An 18,762-nucleotide genomic window follows, 5' to 3' on the forward strand; every position below is an offset into this window, starting at 1 on the left:
CGAGGGCGGCGACACCTTCTTCGGCGAACCCGACCTGAAATCCGAAGATCTGATCAGGACCGATGCCCAGGGCCGCGGTGTCATCACCCTCTTCGAGGTCGGGGAGCAGGCCGCCCGGCCGGTGATGTTCTCGACGTTCCTGATGTGGGTGCTGGCTGACCTGTTCAACGATCTGCCCGAGGTCGGCGACCTCGACAAGCCCAAGTTGGTGTTCGTCTTCGATGAGGCGCACCTGCTGTTCAAAGACGCCTCCAAAGCCTTCCTCGAGCAGGTCGAGCAGACGGTTAAGCTGATCCGCTCCAAGGGCGTGGGGGTGTTCTTCTGCACCCAACTTCCCACTGATGTGCCCAATGCCGTTCTTTCGCAACTGGGTGCGCGTGTCCAGCATGCTTTGCGCGCCTTCACCCCGGATGATCAGCAAGCGCTGGCCAAGACCGTCCGCACCTACCCGAAGACCGACGTCTACGACCTGGCCACCGACCTGACCGCACTGGGAATCGGCGAGGCGATCGTCACGGTGCTGTCCGAACGGGGCGCGCCGACGCCGGTGGCCTGGACCAGGATGCGCTCGCCGCGCTCGCTGATGGACACCATCGGCCCGGACGCCATCAGAGCGGCGGCCCAAGCCAGCCAGTTGTTTTCGAAGTACGGGCAGACGATCGACGGCCCATCGGCCTACGAGATGCTCGCCGCCAGCATGGCTCCACCGCCGACGGCGCAACCGCAAGCGGGTGAACCGGTCGATCTGCCCCCGATCCTGCCAACCGGCATCGAACTGCCCCCGATGCCCGCGCCGGTGGAGAAAGCCGAGCCCGGTGTACTCGAGCAGATGATGGGCAACCCGGCCTTCAAGAGCGCCATGCGCTCGGCCGGCACCGTGATCGGGCGCGAGATCACCCGCAGCATTCTCGGGACGGGTCGACGCCGGCGACGGTAATTGGTCTGACCACTTGACCTCTGTCCAGGCGTCGGTCATGCTCGTCACATGGCGTTGCAGCCGGTGAACCGGCGTTCGGTTCCTGAGGACGTCTTCGAGCAGATCCTCGCCGAGGTGCTCAGCGGCGAGATGCAGCCCGGGGAGTCGCTGCCCAGCGAACGCCGCCTCGCCGAGGTGCTGGGGGTATCGCGGCCCGCGGTCCGCGAAGCGCTCAAGCGTGTCGCCGCCGCCGGACTGGTCGAGGTTCGCCACGGTGACGCCACCACGGTCCGGGACTTCCGCCGCCACGCCGGTCTGGATCTGCTGCCCAGGCTGCTCGTGCGGGATGACGAACTCGACCTCACCGTGGTCCGCAGCATTCTCGAGGCCCGGTTGCACAACGGCCCCAAGGTGGCCGAGTTGGCGGCGCAGCGCCGGTCGCCGGAACTGGTCAAGCGCCTCACCGACACCATCGAGGCGCTGGAAGCCGATGCCGACCTGACCGCACAGCAGCGACACGCGCTGGAGTTCTGGGATCACATCGTCGACGGCGCGGACTCCATCGTCTTCCGGTTGATGTTCAACACCTTGCGCGCCGCCTATGAGCCGGCGCTACCCGCGCTGGCCACCATGATGTCCGCCGAGGTCGGACACAGCCAGTGCTACCGCGATATCGCCGCCGCCATCGCGGCCGGCGATCCCGCCGCTGCCCAGGCTACGGCCCGCCGGCTGCTCGAACCGGCCACCGCCGCGCTGATGGCAGCGCTGACCGTCATGGAGGAGTCACGATGACCGACACCAAACGCGCCCGCGTGACCCTCACCGATGCGGCACGCGAATTCCTGCGTCACCCCACCCCGTGGCTGCTCGCGACCGCCCTGTTGGCCGCGGTCGCCGCCCGGGTTGCGGTCGGGGACTGGAGATGGAGCGACGCGCTGCTGCCCTTCGTCGTGCTGGCGCTCTTTCCGTTGTTCGAGTGGATGATTCACGTCCTCGTCCTGCACTGGAAGCCGCGTCGTATCGCCGGTTTCACCGTCGACCCGGTGCTGGCCCGCAAGCACCGCGAGCATCACGTCGATCCGCGGATCGTCAAGCTCATCTTCATCCCGTTGCAGTCGCTGGCCGGCGCCCTCGTCTCAACCCTGTTTGTGGCGTTCGTGCTCATCCCACGCAGCGGTCTGGGTCTGACGTTCCTGGTGGTCATCTTCACGATCGGGCTGGTGTACGAGTGGACCCACTATCTCGTTCACACCGACTACAAGGCCAAAACCGCCTTCTACCGGATGATTTGGCGCAACCACCGGTTGCACCACTTCAAGAACGAGCACTACTGGTTCGGTGTCAGCACCCCGGGAACCGCCGACCGGGTCCTGGGCACCTACCCGGACCCGCAGTCCGTGCCGACCTCGCCGACCGCCAAAAATCTTCACGGCCGGCGGGTTTCGGCCTAGAAGCGCCCTAGTCGCCGGCAAGCTTCCGGTACACCGCGCCCACGATAGGCGTCACGATCGCGCGCGGCGCATACCCACTGGCCACCGACATCGCTTTGGAGGTCAGGCCGGGAACCACCCGCATCTTGTTGCGCTCCAACGCATCCAGGGACAGTTGGGCGGTGTGCTCGACGGAGATCCACAGGAAGTCCGGGATGAGCTTGTCCACCAGCGATGCCTCATCCGGATCGGGCATCTCGGTGCGCACCGGGCCGGGGGCCAGCAGCGTCACGTGCACACCGGTGTCGTGCAACTCGCCGCGCAGCGACTCGCTGAAGGTGTTGGCGAACGCCTTCGTCGCGGCGTAGGTGGCGTTGTTGGGAATCGGGGAGTTACCCGCAGCCGAACCCGAGATCAGAATTCCGCCGGCCCGTTTGGCGATCATGCCCGGCAGCACTGCCAGTACCAGGTCATGAACACCGAGCACGTTCAACTGCACCTGAGCCTTCTCCCCGGCCGGATCCAGTTTGGCCACCGGACCGAAGGTCGCCGTGCCCGCGTTGGCGCACAGGATCGAGATGTCCCGGCCGGCCAGTTCGTCGGCCAGTTCGGCGCGCTCGGCCGGATCGGCCAGGTCCACCGCACGCACCTCGACGGTCACGCCGTACTGCTCCCGCAGTCGGGTGGCCAGGCTGTCCAGCACGTCGCGGCGGCGGGCGGTGATGACCAGGTGATGGCCGCGAGCAGCCAGTTCGGCGGCCAGTGCCTCGCCGATGCCCTGGGAGGCGCCGGTGATGACGGCCCGACCGTCTGCAGAGGGGAGGGGGAGTGGCATGCGGCCCATCGTAGATAGGGTTGCGCCCATGACCGGTACCCCGTCGACGGTTGTTGGCGGCGAGCCGGTACGGGTTCCCAGGTCCAAAGTCGCCGCGTGGGCGCTGTGGGATTGCGGTTCCACCGGGATGAACGCCATCGTTGCGACGTTCGTGTTCTCGGTGTACCTGACCGGCACCGTCGGTATGGGCCTGGACAGCGACACGTCGCCGGCGAGTTGGCTGGGGCGGACGTTGACGATCTCCGGAGTGGCCGTGGCGTTCCTCGCCCCACTGATCGGAGTCGTGGTTGGAGTTCCGCACCGTCGCCGGATGGCGCTGACGGTGTTGACCGTGTTGGCGGTGACGTTCACCGCCTCGATGGTCTTCATCCGAGCCGACCCGCACTACCTCGCCGCAGGCCTGGCCCTGCTGGCGCTCACCGCGGCGTGCGGCGACTTGGCCAGCGTGCCCTATAACGCGATGCTTCGTCAGGTGTCCACCCCGCAGACCGCCGGGCGGATATCCGGACTCGGTTGGGCGGCCGGCTTCACCGGCAGTGTTGTGCTGCTGCTGCTGGTCTACGTCGGCTTCATCATGGGTGACGGCCCGACTCGCGGACTGCTGCAGTTGCCGGTCGAGGACGGCTGGAATGTCCGCGCCGCCATGGTGATGGCGGCCTGTTGGCTGGCAGTGCTCAGCCTGCCTCTGCTGCTGACCGCTCACACGTTGGCCGGCGTCCCGGATGAACGCGACCTCGTCCACGGCGGAGTGCTGGGCGCCTATCGCCGGCTATGGGCGGACCTGCGCGCCGAATGGCAGCGTGACCGCAACTTCGTGTATTACCTTCTGGTCAGCGCGGTGTTTCGGGACGGACTGGCCGGGATATTCGCGTTCGCCGCGGTGCTCGGTGTGAGTGTCTACGGCATCTCCTCCGCCGATGTCCTGATCTTCGGGGTGATCGCCTCAACGGTCGCGGCACTCGGGGCGGTGCTGGGCGGTCGCCTCGATGACCGGTTCGGCGCCAAACCGGTGATCGTCACGTCGCTGACCGCCCTGATCGTGCTGAGTCTGACGATGATGGCGCTATCCGGGCCGCGCGCATTCTGGGTGTGCGGACTGCTGTTGGCACTGTTCGTCGGCCCGACTCAGTCGGCTGCACGCGCACTGCTGCTGCGGATGACCGGCGAGGGTAAGGAGGGTGTGGCCTTCGGGCTCTACACGATGACCGGGCGGGCGGTCGCCCCGTTGGCGCCCTGGCTGTTCTTCGTGTTCGTCGACGTCTTCGGTTCCGACCGTGCCGGTCTGGGCGGCATCTGTGTGGTTCTGGCCCTCGGTTTGGCAGGCATGGTCCTTGTTCGGGTGCCGGGCGCCCGCCGATAGATCAGGCCGCGCCCGTGCAGATCGTCAGGCCTTGCCCGGTACGTTGACGAATTTGGGCTCCGTTGACCGACACGGTGCAGGTCACGTCTCGCCCGATGTTGACCACGGCCACGCTCGCCGACGACTTCGCCGGAGCAGCCAGGCTCACCTCTTTGCTCCACGGCAGGGCGACGTTGAATTCGGTCTGCATGATCCCGCCGGTGTCGACGTAGGTGATGTTGATCGCCCGGCCCTCGCCGTTGACGGCGTACATCACCGATTCGGTCCCGGTCGGCAGCGGACCCTCAGTCGTCGGCAATCCGGGTTCGGTCGGTCCGGGTATCTCGGTCGGGATTGGCAGCGGCGCCGGCATGGCCGTTGTTGTCCGCGTCGGCGTTCGGGTGCTTGGTGACGCGGTGGGTTGCGGCACTGATTTCGACGTGGTCGTCGGCGGCGCCACCACCGTCGAATTCCTCGAAGAGTTGCTCACGATCACTAGGGCGAGGACCAGTCCTACCACCAGCAGGACGGCTGCGGCGGCAGCAGCCCACAGCCACCGCGACGGCTTCTTCGGCGGTTCCGGCGGCGGCGGTGGGCTGGCCTGCCAGTAGGGAGGGAGTTGCTGGGTCGGCTGCGTCGGAGGGGCGCCTTGGGGGATGCCATAGCCGGGGTAGCTGGGTGGACCCCAGTACCCGGAGTACGCCGGGTCGGTGGTCGGGGGGTACCCGCCGGTCCCGTATGCAGGATCCGGCCAACCCGAACCGCGTGGCTCACTCATGCCCACCTCACGAAAAGCAGGTTACCGGCTTGTTGCGGATTGCCGCCGCCACTGGTGTTGACCTACGACTGAGCCGTCAGCGCGGCGGCCGTCATCGCACGCAACACCGACCGCGACTCCTCCGGCGAGGCCGGTCGCACGCTGTGGGGTGTGGAGTTCAGCAAGCCGAATGCGGCGTGGGCCATCACCCGGGCACGCTCCTCAGTCAGGCCGGGATTGACCCCCTGCAGCACCCCTACCCATGTCTCGACGTAGCGGCGCTGCGCCTTACGGACCTGCCGTTGCGCCGGGGCGGGCAGATTGGCCAGGTCCCGATCCTGGATCCGGATCAACCCGGGTTCACCAAGGGCGAAGTCCAAGTGGAACTCGATCAGGCCGGCCAGGGCGGCTGCGGGCGTATCGGCGCCGGCGACCACCTCCTGCCCGCCCTGCAATAGTCGGGTACTGATCCCCACCAGCAGCTCGACCAGCAGAGACTCCTTGCTCGGGAAATGCCGGTAGATGGCCGGACCACTGACACCCGCCACGGCGCCGATGTCCTCAAGGCGCACCGCCAGGAATCCGCGTTCGGCGATCAGCTGCTCGGCCGCCGCCAGCAGTTGGGAGCGGCGATCGGACTTCTGTCTGCCGCGCAGCGTGGTTGTGGTCATAGTTAATCCCCACTAACATCGTAGCAGTTAGTCGTCATTAACCCGGAAGATCGTGATGACATCGTCCAACCGCGAGGCGCATCTGCAACTCGTCGCCCAACTGCGCGCCAAACTGGCTGCCGCGGCACTCGGCGGTTCGGAGCGCTCCCGAGAACGCCACGTGTCGCGCGGCAAACTACTCCCGCGGGATCGGGTTGACGGACTGCTCGACCCGGGTAGCCCGCTGCTGGAGATCGCCCCACTGGCGGCCGACGGAATGTACGACGACGACTGCCCGGCAGCGGGAATCATCACCGGGATCGGCCGGGTGTCTGGTCGTGAGTGCTTGATCGTCGCCAATGACGCGACGGTCAAAGGCGGCACCTATTACCCGGTGACGGTCAAGAAACACCTGCGCGCCCAGGAGATCGCCGCGCAGAATAGGCTTCCGTGCGTCTATCTCGTCGATTCCGGCGGTGCGTTTCTGCCGCGTCAAGATGAGGTGTTTCCGGACCGCGACCACTTCGGTCGCATCTTCTTCAACCAGGCGACGATGAGCGCGGCCGGCATCCCGCAGATCGCGGCGGTACTCGGGTCATGCACAGCCGGTGGCGCTTACGTGCCGGCAATGAGCGATGAAACCGTCATCGTGCGCAATCAAGGAACCATTTTTCTGGGCGGTCCGCCCCTGGTGAAGGCGGCCACCGGTGAGGTCGTGACCGCGGAGGAACTCGGCGGCGGAGATCTGCACGCCAAAACTTCCGGCGTCGTCGACCACCTCGCCCGAGACGACCGCGACGCCCTGCGGATCCTCCGCCGCATTGTCGAAACCCTGGGGCCGCGACCGGACCCGCCATGGGACCAGGTGCGGCCGGTTGACCCGATCGCAGACCAGAGTGAGTTGTATGACGTGGTCCCCGTCGACGCGCGGGTGCCTTACGACGTCCGCGAAGTGATCCGTCGCATCGTTGACGGCGGCGAATTCGGCGAGTTCAAGGCCGAGTATGGTCCGACTCTGGTCACCGGCTTCGCGCGGATTCACGGCCATCCAATCGGGATCGTCGCCAACAACGGCGTGTTGTTCGGCGAGTCCGCCGTCAAGGGCGCACATTTCATTCAACTGTGCGACAAACGCACCATCCCGCTGGTGTTCCTGCAAAACATCACCGGATTCATGGTCGGCCGCGACTACGAGGCAGGTGGCATCGCCAAGCATGGAGCCAAGATGGTCACGGCGGTGGCGTGCGCGCGGGTGCCCAAGCTGACTGTGGTGATCGGCGGTTCGTACGGCGCGGGCAACTATTCGATGTGCGGGCGGGCCTACTCGCCGCGGTTCCTGTGGATGTGGCCGAACGCCCGGATCTCGGTGATGGGCGGCGAGCAGGCCGCCGCCGTGCTGGCTACCGTCGGCGGCGAGATGACACCCGAGGAGGAAGAGGCGTTCAAGGCTCCGATTCGCGCCCAGTACGAGCAGCAGGGCAATCCCTACTACTCCACAGCGCGATTGTGGGATGACGGTGTGATCGACCCCGCTGACACTAGAACTGTTCTGGGGCTTGCGCTTTCGGTCACCGCCAACGCGCCCGTCGAACCGGTCGCCTACGGCGTCTTCCGGATGTGACCATGATTCTGTTCGACACCGTCCTGGTCGCCAACCGTGGCGAGATCGCCGTCCGTGTCATCCGCACCTTGAAAGCTCTGGGTATCCGCTCGGTGGCGGTGTACAGCGATGCCGACGTCGGTGCACGCCACGTCACCGAGGCTGACGTCGCTGTCCGTATCGGCCCTCCGCCAGCCCGGCAGAGCTACCTTGACATCGACGCCGTCGTTGCCGCCGCACTACGCGCAGGAGCACAGGCCGTGCATCCCGGGTACGGCTTCCTCTCGGAGAACTCAGCTTTCGCCGCCGCCCTGCAACAGGCCGGGGTGACGTTCATCGGTCCGCCCGCAGCGGCGATCGCCACCATGGGAGACAAGATCGCCGCCAAGGCTGCGGTTTCGGCTTTCGGTGTCCCGGTCGTACCCGGTATCGCCGAACCGGGACTGTCCGATGCCGACCTGATCGACGCGGCGGCCGGGATCGGCTTCCCGGTTCTGGTCAAACCGTCGGCCGGAGGTGGTGGAAAGGGAATGCGACGTGTCGACGACGCCGCCGATCTGCCCGGGGCGCTGGCGTCGGCTCGCCGGGAGGCCGCCGCGGCGTTCGGCGACGATACTCTTTTCCTCGAGCGATTCGTATTGCGCCCCAGGCACATCGAAGTTCAGGTGCTGGCCGACTCTCACGGTAACGTCCTGCACCTCGGCGAACGCGAGTGCAGCCTGCAGCGTCGGCACCAAAAAGTCATCGAGGAGGCGCCGTCGCCGCTGCTGGACGCCCGGGCCCGGTCGCGGATCGGCGCGGCGGCCTGCGACACTGCCCGCAGTGTCGACTACGTGGGTGCGGGAACCGTCGAGTTCATCGTCTCCGCTGACCGTCCGGACGAGTTCTTCTTCATGGAGATGAACACCCGGTTGCAGGTGGAGCACCCCGTCACTGAGATGGTCACCGGCTGGGATCTGGTTGAGTGGCAGATCCGTATTGCTGCCGGGGAGCGGTTGACCGCCGGCCAGGACGATATCGCGCTCATTGGGCACGCGATCGAGGCTCGGGTGTACGCCGAAGATCCGGCGGCCGGATTCCTGCCGACCGGTGGGCCGGTGCTGGGATTGGTCGAACCTTCCGGCCCGGGGATACGGGTGGACTCCGGTCTGTCGGCCGGCATGACGATCGGCAGCGACTACGACCCGATGTTGTCCAAGATCATCGTTCACGCCGAGGACCGCGCGGGCGCGGTGCGCGGGTTGGATCATGCTCTGGCGCAGACGGCGGTGCTCGGCGTGGGCACCAATACCGACTTCCTGCGGTGCGTGCTCTCCGATGAGGACGTCGTCGCCGGCCGTCTCGACACCGGCCTGCTCGAACGGCTCCAGTACATTCCGCCGGACGTCGATGACGAAGCGTTCATCGCCGCGGCGGTCGGCCGATGGCTGCGGTGCTGGCCGGGGGCGCCGAAGGACGTGTGGGACTTTCCCTCTGGATGGCGCATCGGTGAGCACACCGGCTGGACCGTCCGGCTCAGCTGCGGAGATCGCACCGACCGCGTGTACGTCACCGGAACGCCGCAGCAGGGCGAGGTCTGGATCGAGGGCGGAAAGCGTCGCTCCTTGAGGGCGGCACTGGCCGGTGATCGGCTCGCGCTCACGCTCGACGGTATTCGTTGCGCCTTCACCGTTGCGATGGGTGATCACCAGATCTGGCTCGCCGGTGAACTCGGCACGGTGATGCTCGAGGAGGTTCGCGAGGCTCCCGTGCGTCCCGATGATGAACTGCGCGGCGACGCCGAACTTGTCAGCCCGATGCCGGGATCCGTTGTCGCCGTGGGCATTGGCGACGGCGCGACGGCCGAGGCCGGCGCAGTGGTGGTGGTCGTTGAGGCGATGAAGATGGAGCACTCTCTACGATCACCGGTCGACGGCGTCGTCGAACTGCTGGTCGCCGTCGGGGAACAGGTCAAAGTAGGTCAGCCGCTGGCACGCATCACCGCGAGGATGGAAGATACCCATGACTGAATTTCTCTCCACCGCAACCCTTCCGGACGAGTACGAACAGCTCGCCAAGACCGTCCGGGACTTCGCTCGCGAAGTTGTCGCGCCGGTATCGGCTAAACACGACGCCGAGCACTCCTTCCCCTACGAGGTGGTGGCGGGGATGGCCGATATGGGCTTGTTCGGGTTGCCGTTCCCGGAGGAGTACGGCGGGATGGGCGGGGACTACTTCGCGCTGTGCCTGGCCTTGGAGGAACTCGGCAAGGTCGACCAGAGCGTCGCCATCACCCTGGAGGGTGGAGTGTCGCTGGGGGCGATGCCGGTGTACCGGTTCGGCACCGAGGCCCAGAAGCAGCACTGGCTGCCGATGCTCACCAGTGGGTCGGCACTGGGCGCCTTCGGTCTCACCGAAGCCGGCGGCGGCACCGACGCCGGCGCCACCAAGACCACCGCACGTCTGGACGACGGGCACTGGGTCATCAACGGCTCCAAACAGTTCATCACCAACTCCGGCACCGACATCACCCGACTGGTCACCGTCACCGCCGTCACCGGCGCCGTCGGAGACCGTCGGGAGATCTCAGCGATCCTGGTTCCGGTGCCGACCGAAGGATTCGTCGCCGAACCGGCCTACGACAAGGTCGGCTGGAACGCCTCCGACACCCACCCGCTGTCATTCACCGACGTGCGGGTGCCGGAGGAAAACCTGCTCGGCGAACGTGGCCGGGGCTACGCCAATTTCCTCCAGATCCTCGACGAGGGACGTATCGCCATCGCTGCATTGGCGACCGGTGCCGCGCAGGGCTGTGTGGACGAGTGCGTCCGCTATGCCGCGGAGCGAACCACCTTCGGGCAGGCGATCAGCCGGTATCAGGCCATCGAGTTCAAGATCGCCCGCATGGAGGCCCGCGCGCACGTCGCACGTACCGCCTACTACGACGCAGCCGCGCTGATGCTGGCCGGTAAGCCGTTCAAGAAGCAGGCCGCGATCGCCAAACTCGTATCCAGCGAGGCGGCCATGGACAACGCCCGCGACGCCACCCAGATACACGGCGGCTACGGCTTCATGAACGAGTATGCCGTGGCGCGGCACTACCGGGACAGCAAGATCCTCGAGATCGGCGAGGGAACCACGGAGGTGCAGTTGATGCTCATCGCCCGGGAGATCGGTCTGAAGTAGCGGCCGGGATTTGTCGCAGGGCCCATCTAGTATCGAACACATGTTCGATGAATTGATGGCCTGGGACCCCGGCGGCGGGGAGTCCGAACTGGTCGAAGGTATAGCCGCCATGGAGCGACTGAAGGCGGCCGCTGCCGCACGCCAGGCCCGTCTGGCCGCGGCGCTGGATGCGGCCCGGCGCACCGCCGAGGCGGCGGCCGGGGTACCCGCGGAGCGGCGTGGACGCGGAGTGGCCGCCGAGGTTGCGCTGGCCCGCCGGGACTCGCCTGCGCGGGGTAGCCGGCACCTTGGCTTCGCCAAAGCCCTGGTCAACGAAATGCCGCACACTCTGGCCGCCCTTGAGGCCGGCGCGCTGTCGGAGTGGCGGGCCACCATCGTGGTCCGGGAGAGTGCCTGCCTCGACATCGAGGATCGGCGCCTGCTCGACGCCGAATTATGTTCGGAGCTCACGGCATTGGATGGCAAGGGCGACGCAGCGCTGGCCGCGGCCGCCAAGGCGATCGCCTACCGGCTGGATCCCCATGCCGTGGTGGATCGCGCTGCCCGGGCCGCCGAGGAGCGCACGGTCACCATCCGTCCGGCCCCCGACACGATGACTTACGTGACCGCGCTTCTTCCGGTGGCACAGGGGGTTTCGGTCTTTGCCGCGCTGAAGCGGGCCGCGGACCTGTGCTGTGACGGGCGGCCTCGGGGGCAGGTGATGGCCGACGCCCTCGTCGAACGAGTCACCGGCCGGCCCGCCGGGCACGCTGTGCCCGTTGCCGTGAACCTGGTGATTTCCGACCAGGTTCTGACCGGAGTCGAGCAGGGGGCAGCCGTCATCGTCGGGTATGGCTCAGTGCCCGCCCCCGTCGCGCAGAACCTCATCGCCGACGCCGTCACCGATCCGAACTCGCGGGCGACGCTGCGCCGGCTGTACGCCACACCGGGCAGCGGCGCACTGGTCGCCATGGAGTCTCGGGCGCGGGTGTTCCCCAAAGGTCTGGCCGAGTTCATTGGGCTGCGCGATCAGCGGTGTCGGACTCCCTACTGTGACGCTCCCGTCCGTCACCGCGACCATGCCGTGCCGCATCGTCGCGGCGGAGCGACCAGTTCGGCGAACGGGCTCGGGCTTTGCGAGCGGTGCAACTACCTCAAGGAGTGCCCAGGTTGGACGGTTGTCGCCGAGACCGGTGCGGACGGGTTGCACGCCGCCCGGTACACCACTCCCACCGGCGACCAGCATCGCTCCACCGCGCCGCCGTTACCCGGTACGCCGAGGAAAGACGCGGCCGCCTGATCTCCACCGCCTCGCCTCACCGCCTCTGGGCGGCAGCCAGGCGCGCCTTGAACTCGGGAGACTCAATCGAAGTCGCCTGAGGGCCCAATTCGATGTTCTTGGCGGCCTCGTGATGCTCACTATCGAGGGTCCCAGGGATCGCCGTGGCGCGCATCGACGCCTTTGTCGCCAGGACAACGTCGCGCGGAGCGGCCGCCGGTCCGGCGGCCAATTCCAACGCCGTAGCCAACGGATCGTCGGCCACCTTGAGGGCAAGACCGTGACGTACCGCCGCCTCGGCATCAAATCGCATCCCGAACAGCAGCGCGGCCCGTGCTACCTGCGGTCCAACCGCGCGTTGCAGCATCCACGTCGCGCCCCCGCCGGGATGGATGCCAAGTTTCTGAAACCGGGGGTCGAACAGCGCATGCGGCCCGGCGATGCGCACGTCGGTAGCCAGGGCCAGATTCATCCCTGCGCCCACCGCAGCACCGTTGACCGCTGCGATGGTCGGGAGCGCGCACCTGCCCACGGCCATGAAGCCCGCATAAATCCGTTCCAGACCCTCCCGGGCTGCCGCGCCCAGTGCCGAGAGGTCCGCACCCGCGCAGAACGCCTTACCGGCGCCGGTGACGACGACCGCGTGCACACCGGGGTCGGCTTCGGCGCGGTCCACGGATTCCTTGAGCTGCTGCGACATTGCGTCGGTCACCGCATTGCGCCGGTCGGGGTCGTTCACGGTGATGACGGCGACGCGGTCGATCACCCTGTAAAGCACCAGATCCGCCATGGAATCCGAGGCTAACAGGGCTCAGCTGCGTGGGGCCATCGCCTGCTCGGCGATGACACTCAGCACCGGAGTCAGCTCCTGCGCATAGGAAACCGTCAGGTGGTTATCGTCCCGGAATACCAAGTCGTTGCCGACCACCACCGGGCAGATGTCGGGGGTGCAGAACATCTCCGAGATGTCTGCGTACTGTCCACCTCCGGCGGCGGTGGCCCGCAACTCGGCGTTGATCCCGTTGGCGTTCAGGGCTTCCCGGCGTTGGGGTGCGCAGGCCAGAGTGTCGTCGAGGTCCGCCGACAGGCATACCGGTACATCGGTCCGTGGGTCGGGCACCGGGCCCAGCACCAGTACCCGTGCGCCGGTCAGGGCGCGCAGTTCAGCGACCAACTCCGTCAGGCTCGTGATCCAGGCTGGGTCATAGCTGGTGAAACCGAAGTCTTCCCCATATCGCCGCGACATGCTCAGCAGCACCAGTTTCGGTTGCTGAGCGACCAGTGCGGCCAGAGCTTCCTGTCGCCACTGCTCGCACTCGGTGTAGCGCCGGCCCAAGTAGGGGCTGGTGATCGGTAGGTCCTGCAACGGGCAGGTGACTTTCGCGATCGTGACCAGTCGCCAGTTCCGCTGTTGGGCAAGGCGATCCATGGCTGGCTGCCACATCGCGGCGTGTGAGTCGCCGATCAGGGCCACCGTGGCCGGGCCCGCCGGATCGCCGGACACGCACTCGGGTACGCCGACTTCACGCCAGGATCGCACGCAGCCGTCCAGGAAGACCGAGGGTTTGTCGCGGGCCGCCTCGGTGAGCGCAGGAGTCAGATCGGCCGGCACCGGCATACCGCGGGCGGCCTCTTCGACGGCAGCCTGGGCAGTGTTCACGGCTCCGGACAGTGGATCGCCTGCGGCCCGCATCGTCGGAGACATCTGGTTGGGGTGCACGACAGCCGCGGCTTGAGGGGCGTCGCGGCCGACCGGGGTGGCCACCAGCATCGGGAGCAGTAGAACCGCGGCCACCGCCGCGGCCGTGACCGCACTGCCCAGCGTCAGACTCCTGCCGGTCGAGACGCGTAGTGGCCGCGAGTAGCGCAGGGGGCGTTCCAGATAGCGCAGGGTGAGAACGGCAAGTGCGAGCGACGCCGTGACCGCCGCCACCCGCCCAGCCCACCCGAGCGGATGTCCGAGAGCCACCGGCGCGAACACCAGCAGCGGCCAATGCCACAGGTACCACGAATAGGACAGCCGGCCGATCGCTCGCATGAACGGCAGGCAGAGCATCCGCCCCGCCCCGCGCGTCGGCACCGAGCAGCCCGCGCCGATCACCAGGGCGGTGCCCAGCACGGGCAGCACGGCCGCGGTGCCTGGGAAGGGCGTCCGGTCATCGAAGACGATGGTGGACGCGACGATCGTGATCAAGCCCCCGAAGCCGGCGATCGCCGCCAAGCCGGGGGCCAGGCGCCGCCATATCGGGACCGAAAGCGCGATCAGCGCGCCGACCGCCAGTTCCCACGCCCGGGTCGGCAGTGAGAAGAACGCCCACGGGGGAGAGGTGTGGGTCCAGTGCAGCGACAACGCGAACGAGGCCGCCGTGAGAGCGGCCAGTGCGGCGAGGAAACCCAGCCGGCGGCCGCGGCACAGCAACCCGATGCCGAGCAACAATGCGGGCCAGATCAGATAGAACTGCTCCTCCACCCCGAGCGACCAGTAGTGCTGAAAAGGAGACGGCGCAGCATGGCCGAGGTAATCGGTGCCGGTGATCGCCAACCGGTAATTGCCGACGTACAAAGCACTGGCCAAGCCGTCGTCAAGAACCGACTGCGCTTGCAGTGGTGGCAGCAGAACTGTCGCCGCGGCCGCGGTGGCGATGAGCACCACGGCCGCGGCGGGCAGCAGGCGGCGTGCTCGCGCGGCATAGAACCGGGCCAAGTTGAGCCGGCCGGTGGCGGACAGTTCGGCCCATAAGATGCCGGTGATCAGAAAGCCGGAGATGACGAAAAACACGTCGACCCCGACGTACCCGCCGCTGGCCGCCCCGGTGTGGAAGGCGAGCACCGCCACCACAGCGACCGCGCGTAGACCCTCGATATCAGGGCGGAGCGCCAGCCCCGGCCGTCGCCTCGTGTTTGCGGCCACGGGCCATCATTCTGGGCGGGATCAGGCCTTCGGCGCAGTTGCCACGCCCATGCCCGCGACTAAGGTCCGCTCAACATCGCCGGCGTCGAGGCCCATGAACTTGACCAGTTTGGTGGTCCTGTCCACAAGCGCATATGGGCCGTATTGACTATAGGCCGGTGAAGACTGCTTGTATTTGACCAACCGTAAGCCCATGCGATTGGCGCGGTAACGCCACTGTGATTCTGAGTGAATCGATTCTGAGTGCATCACACCCCCCCTGTGCTAACCAGACGCCTAATCGGGCCTGAGATCAAGGGTTCGATCCGAAATTCATCCCTTTGGCCGACGGTGCTGCCAGCAGATCGTTGAGGCCGACGATCCCGTCCTCCATAGCCCGAGCCAGCAAGGCGGACTTCGTAGGGGCTGGGCGTCCCGCGGCGACGTACTTGGCTCGCATGCGTTGTAGGTGGGTTCGGACCGTCGCCGGCGAAATGTGTAGTGCTGCAGCGACATCGTTCTTGCTGTCGGTTTGCAGCCAGGAAAGTAGAACCTGCTTCTCCCGATCCGACAAACTCAGCGTGCCCATGGTCCTCTGGTGTTCGCGAGCCGCGGCCATACGCGGACCCTCGTAGGCTTGGCCCGCCGCGATCGCGGCGATAGCAGCGATGAGCTGTTCGCTGGAGTCGACTTTGGCCACGTAGCTTCGTACCCCGAGGGCGACGCTGGACAGGATCACCTCATCCGAGGTCACCTCGGAGTAGACCACCACGGCTGGGCCCGCGGTGCAAAGTTGCCGGAGACAATCCAGGTCGGGGGAGTGCCCATCCTCATGAATCTCGGTGACCAACACGTCGACCTCGTTGCGGTGGGTCGGCAGCCATGCGAGGTACTCCGCCGGGTGCCGGAAACCATTCACGACCGTGAGGCCTGAGTCTGGCCGAGTCAGCCACGATTCGACCCCGGCGCGAACCGCGTCAAAGTGATCGACAAGGGCAACCCGTGCACGTCCGGTCATAATCCCCCCGCCCCGGAAACAAGACCCAAAACCCTGAGAAGCCTAACCGACCGTCTCTGCCCGACCGTCTCTGCCGAGCCTCACCCGAGACTAGTGCCCGGGAAGCGGTATCCGAAGTACCCTAACTCGAAATCGAATTTCTTCTCGACCAGCGCCCGTGCTTCGTCGGTGTACAACGATTCTATTGTTGCGTTTCTGCTGCGAATACCCTTCTTGAAGGTGGGGAGGAATTTCGAATCATATTCGACTCCGATACGCTGACATATCCTCTCAATGTCTGTCTGGAGTGTCTCGTATCGAATGACGTCGTCCATGCAAAATTCGCCGTCGATCAAGTAATTGTCCCGGTCCACTGGCATGGCATTCTCCAGGTAACGAATGAATCGGCGTTGCTCGGAATTCGGTCGCTCGTTCCGCAGGCGACTCAGCGCCCGCCTCAAAACGGAGTTCTGTTCGGCGTCATAATTCTGACCGAGGTGACAAAACGCCGAAATGCACTTATCGAAAGGGTTGCGAATTACGCAAAACTTGAAATAGCTATCCCAGATATCTTGCCCGATTTGATCCCTGATCAGAGCAGCCGGCATGTGGTTCCACCACGTCGTGCCCGTGGGAATTTCTGCAGCGCGGTGGCCGATGATCCCCTCCTGCGAAACGTACTCGACTCGAGCGTGTGTTTGCTGCCACGCCCCCTCGGGCATGCAAAAACGTTCGAAGAAAGACTCGACGCTTGTGCCTGCAGTCTTTGCGGTCTTGGTGTAGATGAAGCGATAGCGATGACTTATCAGCACCAAGCTCCCCCTTCTGAACTGGCAACAGGTCCCGACAGGCATGCGGACACTCGACCCGGACATCACTGCGCCCCCGGCAGGAATCGAACCTGCGACCTAGGGATTAGAAGGCCCTTGCTCTATCCAACTGAGCTACGGAGGCAACGCAGCTGATGAGTCTATCTTCGCCGCGTGCAGGTTCCGCATGAGAAGCCGTCGCCGCGTTCCTGGGCATCGTGTTCGGACGCCATCGTGCGGCGCGCGATTCGGCCCCAAGGTTAGTCAACCGCTCGGCGGGCTAACCAGCATTCGACCCCGCCAGCGGCAGCGTCGGACTAGCGTGAAGCGGCAGCAGCAGGGGGGTCTTGTCGGCGGCGACGGATACCGGTGAGGAGGTAGGCGATGAGCGGCTCCGCGGATGAATCCGGATTGCCCGTTGAGGAAGGGCAGCTTCCCGGATCGGTGGCAGAGGTGTTGGCCGCCCCGCCCGGTCCCCGGGTCGGGGCGTTCTTCGACCTCGACGGCACCCTCGTCGCCGGGTTCACCGGCGTCATCCTCACGCGGGAACGGTTCCGCACCCGTGAGATGGGCGTCGGTGAGCTAATCAGCATGGTTGCCGCAGGGCTCAACCACCAGTTCGGCCGGATCCAGTTCGAGAGCCTGATCAACAAGGCCACCGAAATGTTGCGCGGACGCCCGCTGTCCGATCTGCAGCAGGCCGGCGAGCGGCTGTTCACGGAGAAGATCGAAAAGCGCATCTACCCGGAGATGCGCGATCTGGTTCAAGCCCACCGGGACCGAGGGCACACCGTGGTGTTGAGTTCCTCGGCGCTGACCATCCAGGTCGACCCGGTGGCCCAGTTCCTGGGCATCCCCGACACGCTGAGCAACATGTTCGAGGTCGACAGCGAGGGCTTGCTCACCGGCCGGGTCGTCAAGCCCGTCATCTGGGGCCCCGGCAAGGCCAGCGCGGTGCAGAAGTTCGCCTCGCAACGCGGCGTCGACCTGGTGGACAGCTACTTCTACGCCGACGGTGACGAGGACATCGCCTTGATGGAACTTGTCGGCAACCCCCGACCCACCAATCCCGGCGACAAAATGGCCGAGGTGGCGCGAGAGCGTGGCTGGCCGATTCTGGAGTTCACCAGCCGCGGCGGCGGTGGGCTGCTCGGCCAGGTGCGCAATCTGGTCGCCGCCAGTACCGTCGTCCCAGCCGCCTACGGCGCGGTCAGTTGGGGTCTACTCACCCGCAATCGTCGCCGCGGGGTCAACTTCTTCACTTCGGCATTCCCGCAGTTGTTGCTCGCCATCAACGGCGTCAACCTCAACGTGCTGGGCAAGGAGAATCTAACCAAAAAGCGTCCGGCGGTGTTCATCTTCAACCACCGCAACAACATCGATCCGATCATCGTCGGTGCCATGGTCAAAGACAACTGGACCGGGGTGGGCAAGAAGGAACTCCAGAAGGATCCCGTGGTGGGAACTCTGGGCAAGCTGGTCGATACGGTGTTCATCGACCGGGAAGACAAACAGGCCGCTGTGGCATCCCTGAAAGAAGCGGAAAACCTTGCTAGGAAAGGGCTTTCGGTGGTGATCGCCCCCGAAGGCACCCGACTTGACACCAGGTCGGTGGGTTCCTTCAAAAAAGGTCCGTTCCGGCTGGCCATGTCTGCCGGCGTGCCGATCGTGCCGATCGTCATTCGCAACGCGGAGGTCATTTCGGCGCGGAATTCCTCGACGCTGCACCCCGGGACGGTGGACGTCGTCGTTTATCCGCCACTGTCCCTGGAGGATTGGACGCTGGACAACCTCTCGGAGAAGATCGCCGAAGTCCGCCAGCTCTACATCGACACCCTGCAGAACTGGCCGACCAGATCGGTGCCGAAGGCTGATCTCTACGAACGCCCCGCGGCCGCCCAGAAAGCACCCGCCCAGAAAGCACCCGCCCAGAAAGCACCCGCCCAGAAAGCTGCTGCCAAGAAAGCTGCTGCCCAGAAGGCGCCCGCCAAGAAAGCTGCTGCCAAGAAAGCCGCCGTCGCGAAGGCGCCGGCCAAAGCAGCGGCTAAGAAGACAACCGCGGAGAAGAATCCGGAGACCAAAGTGAGGGGACGTCGATGAGTGCCGGTGAGTACCT

17 protein-coding genes and 1 tRNA gene are annotated in these 18,762 nt (G+C 66.0%); 10 read left to right on the top strand and 8 right to left on the bottom strand.

The annotated features are described in order from the left end of the window. The 3 genes from ADBZ5N_RS10180 to ADBZ5N_RS10190 all read left to right on the top strand — a co-directional run. A partial coding sequence (locus tag ADBZ5N_RS10180) for a helicase HerA-like domain-containing protein (protein ID WP_526257370.1) occupies positions 1-937 on the top strand: 937 nt, incomplete at its 5' end. Positions 938-985: 48 nt separating this feature from the next. Further along, positions 986-1,708 (top strand): FadR/GntR family transcriptional regulator, encoded by a 723-nt coding sequence (locus ADBZ5N_RS10185; protein ID WP_526257371.1) that lies wholly within the window; start codon positions 986-988, stop codon positions 1,706-1,708. After that, on the top strand, positions 1,705-2,367 hold the full coding sequence (locus tag ADBZ5N_RS10190; RefSeq protein WP_526257372.1) for a sterol desaturase family protein: 663 nt from the start codon (positions 1,705-1,707) through the stop codon (positions 2,365-2,367). The genes ADBZ5N_RS10185 and ADBZ5N_RS10190 overlap by 4 nt, the downstream gene beginning before the upstream one ends. Positions 2,368-2,374: 7 nt before the next feature. Here the strand turns inward: ADBZ5N_RS10190 and cmrA are convergent, their stop codons facing one another. Continuing rightward, complete coding sequence (cmrA, locus tag ADBZ5N_RS10195; RefSeq protein WP_526257373.1) at positions 2,375-3,181, bottom strand: mycolate reductase; 807 nt, start codon at positions 3,179-3,181, stop codon at positions 2,375-2,377. Between the two features lie 28 nt (positions 3,182-3,209). Between cmrA and ADBZ5N_RS10200 the strand changes: the two genes are divergently transcribed. Beyond that, entirely contained in the window at positions 3,210-4,541 is a 1,332-nt protein-coding gene (locus ADBZ5N_RS10200) for an MFS transporter (RefSeq protein WP_526257374.1), read from the top strand. A gap of 1 nt (position 4,542) precedes the next feature. Here ADBZ5N_RS10200 and ADBZ5N_RS10205 read toward each other — a convergent pair whose 3' ends face one another. Next, positions 4,543-4,893: an MmpS family transport accessory protein gene (locus tag ADBZ5N_RS10205; RefSeq protein WP_526257375.1), complete on the bottom strand. Its 351-nt coding sequence runs from the start codon at positions 4,891-4,893 to the stop codon at positions 4,543-4,545. On the opposite strand from ADBZ5N_RS10205, the gene ADBZ5N_RS10210 reads away from it, so the two are divergent. After that, a complete protein-coding gene (locus tag ADBZ5N_RS10210) occupies positions 4,892-5,131 on the top strand; it encodes a hypothetical protein (RefSeq protein ID WP_526257376.1) in 240 nt (79 codons plus the stop codon). The two genes, ADBZ5N_RS10205 and ADBZ5N_RS10210, sit on opposite strands and share 2 nt — an antisense overlap. Positions 5,132-5,360: 229 nt before the next feature. Here the strand turns inward: ADBZ5N_RS10210 and ADBZ5N_RS10215 are convergent, their stop codons facing one another. Continuing rightward, positions 5,361-5,948 carry an SACE_7040 family transcriptional regulator gene (locus ADBZ5N_RS10215; protein WP_526257377.1) on the bottom strand — a complete coding sequence of 196 codons (588 nt, stop codon included), beginning with the start codon at positions 5,946-5,948 and terminating at the stop codon, positions 5,361-5,363. A 55-nt stretch (positions 5,949-6,003) separates the two neighbouring features. Here ADBZ5N_RS10215 and ADBZ5N_RS10220 point away from each other — a divergent pair, with 55 nt between their 5' ends. From ADBZ5N_RS10220 to ADBZ5N_RS10235, 4 genes are read left to right on the top strand one after another with little or no spacing between them, the layout of a single operon-like run. After that, positions 6,004-7,548, top strand: a complete 1,545-nt coding sequence (locus ADBZ5N_RS10220; RefSeq protein WP_526257378.1) for a carboxyl transferase domain-containing protein — start codon at positions 6,004-6,006, stop codon at positions 7,546-7,548. A 2-nt stretch (positions 7,549-7,550) separates the two neighbouring features. Beyond that, entirely contained in the window at positions 7,551-9,536 is a 1,986-nt protein-coding gene (locus ADBZ5N_RS10225; RefSeq protein ID WP_526257386.1) for an ATP-binding protein, read from the top strand. Next, the gene (locus tag ADBZ5N_RS10230) at positions 9,529-10,692 is read left to right on the top strand and encodes an acyl-CoA dehydrogenase family protein (RefSeq protein ID WP_526257379.1); all 1,164 of its coding nucleotides are present in this window, start codon (positions 9,529-9,531) and stop codon (positions 10,690-10,692) included. Before ADBZ5N_RS10225 ends, ADBZ5N_RS10230 begins: the two co-directional genes overlap by 8 nt. A 40-nt stretch (positions 10,693-10,732) precedes the next feature. Then, positions 10,733-11,971 (top strand): HNH endonuclease signature motif containing protein, encoded by a 1,239-nt coding sequence (locus tag ADBZ5N_RS10235; protein ID WP_526257380.1) that lies wholly within the window; start codon positions 10,733-10,735, stop codon positions 11,969-11,971. A gap of 16 nt (positions 11,972-11,987) precedes the next feature. Here ADBZ5N_RS10235 and ADBZ5N_RS10240 read toward each other — a convergent pair whose 3' ends face one another. The 5 genes from ADBZ5N_RS10240 to ADBZ5N_RS10260 all read right to left on the bottom strand — a co-directional run bounded on the left by ADBZ5N_RS10240 (position 11,988) and on the right by ADBZ5N_RS10260 (position 16,791). Then, positions 11,988-12,740, bottom strand: coding sequence for an enoyl-CoA hydratase (locus tag ADBZ5N_RS10240; protein WP_526257381.1), 753 nt, complete (start codon positions 12,738-12,740; stop codon positions 11,988-11,990). 21 nt (positions 12,741-12,761) lie between these two features. Next, positions 12,762-14,861, bottom strand: coding sequence for an SGNH hydrolase domain-containing protein (locus tag ADBZ5N_RS10245; RefSeq protein WP_526257382.1), 2,100 nt, complete (start codon positions 14,859-14,861; stop codon positions 12,762-12,764). Positions 14,862-15,153: 292 nt separating this feature from the next. After that, positions 15,154-15,759: a response regulator transcription factor gene (locus ADBZ5N_RS10250; protein ID WP_526257383.1), complete on the bottom strand. Its 606-nt coding sequence runs from the start codon at positions 15,757-15,759 to the stop codon at positions 15,154-15,156. 179 nt (positions 15,760-15,938) lie between these two features. Next, the gene (locus ADBZ5N_RS10255) at positions 15,939-16,649 is read right to left on the bottom strand and encodes a sulfotransferase family 2 domain-containing protein (RefSeq protein ID WP_526257384.1); all 711 of its coding nucleotides are present in this window, start codon (positions 16,647-16,649) and stop codon (positions 15,939-15,941) included. A 68-nt stretch (positions 16,650-16,717) separates the two neighbouring features. Further along, positions 16,718-16,791: transfer RNA gene (locus ADBZ5N_RS10260), tRNA-Arg, on the bottom strand. Positions 16,792-17,030: 239 nt separating this feature from the next. On the opposite strand from ADBZ5N_RS10260, the gene ADBZ5N_RS10265 reads away from it, so the two are divergent. Continuing rightward, entirely contained in the window at positions 17,031-18,746 is a 1,716-nt protein-coding gene (locus tag ADBZ5N_RS10265) for an HAD-IB family hydrolase/lysophospholipid acyltransferase family protein (RefSeq protein ID WP_526257385.1), read from the top strand. Positions 18,747-18,762: the final 16 nt, after the last annotated feature.

The sequence above is a fragment of the Mycobacterium sp. genome, assembly GCF_044370595.1.
Taxonomy (GTDB): Bacteria; Actinomycetota; Actinomycetes; order Mycobacteriales; family Mycobacteriaceae; genus Mycobacterium.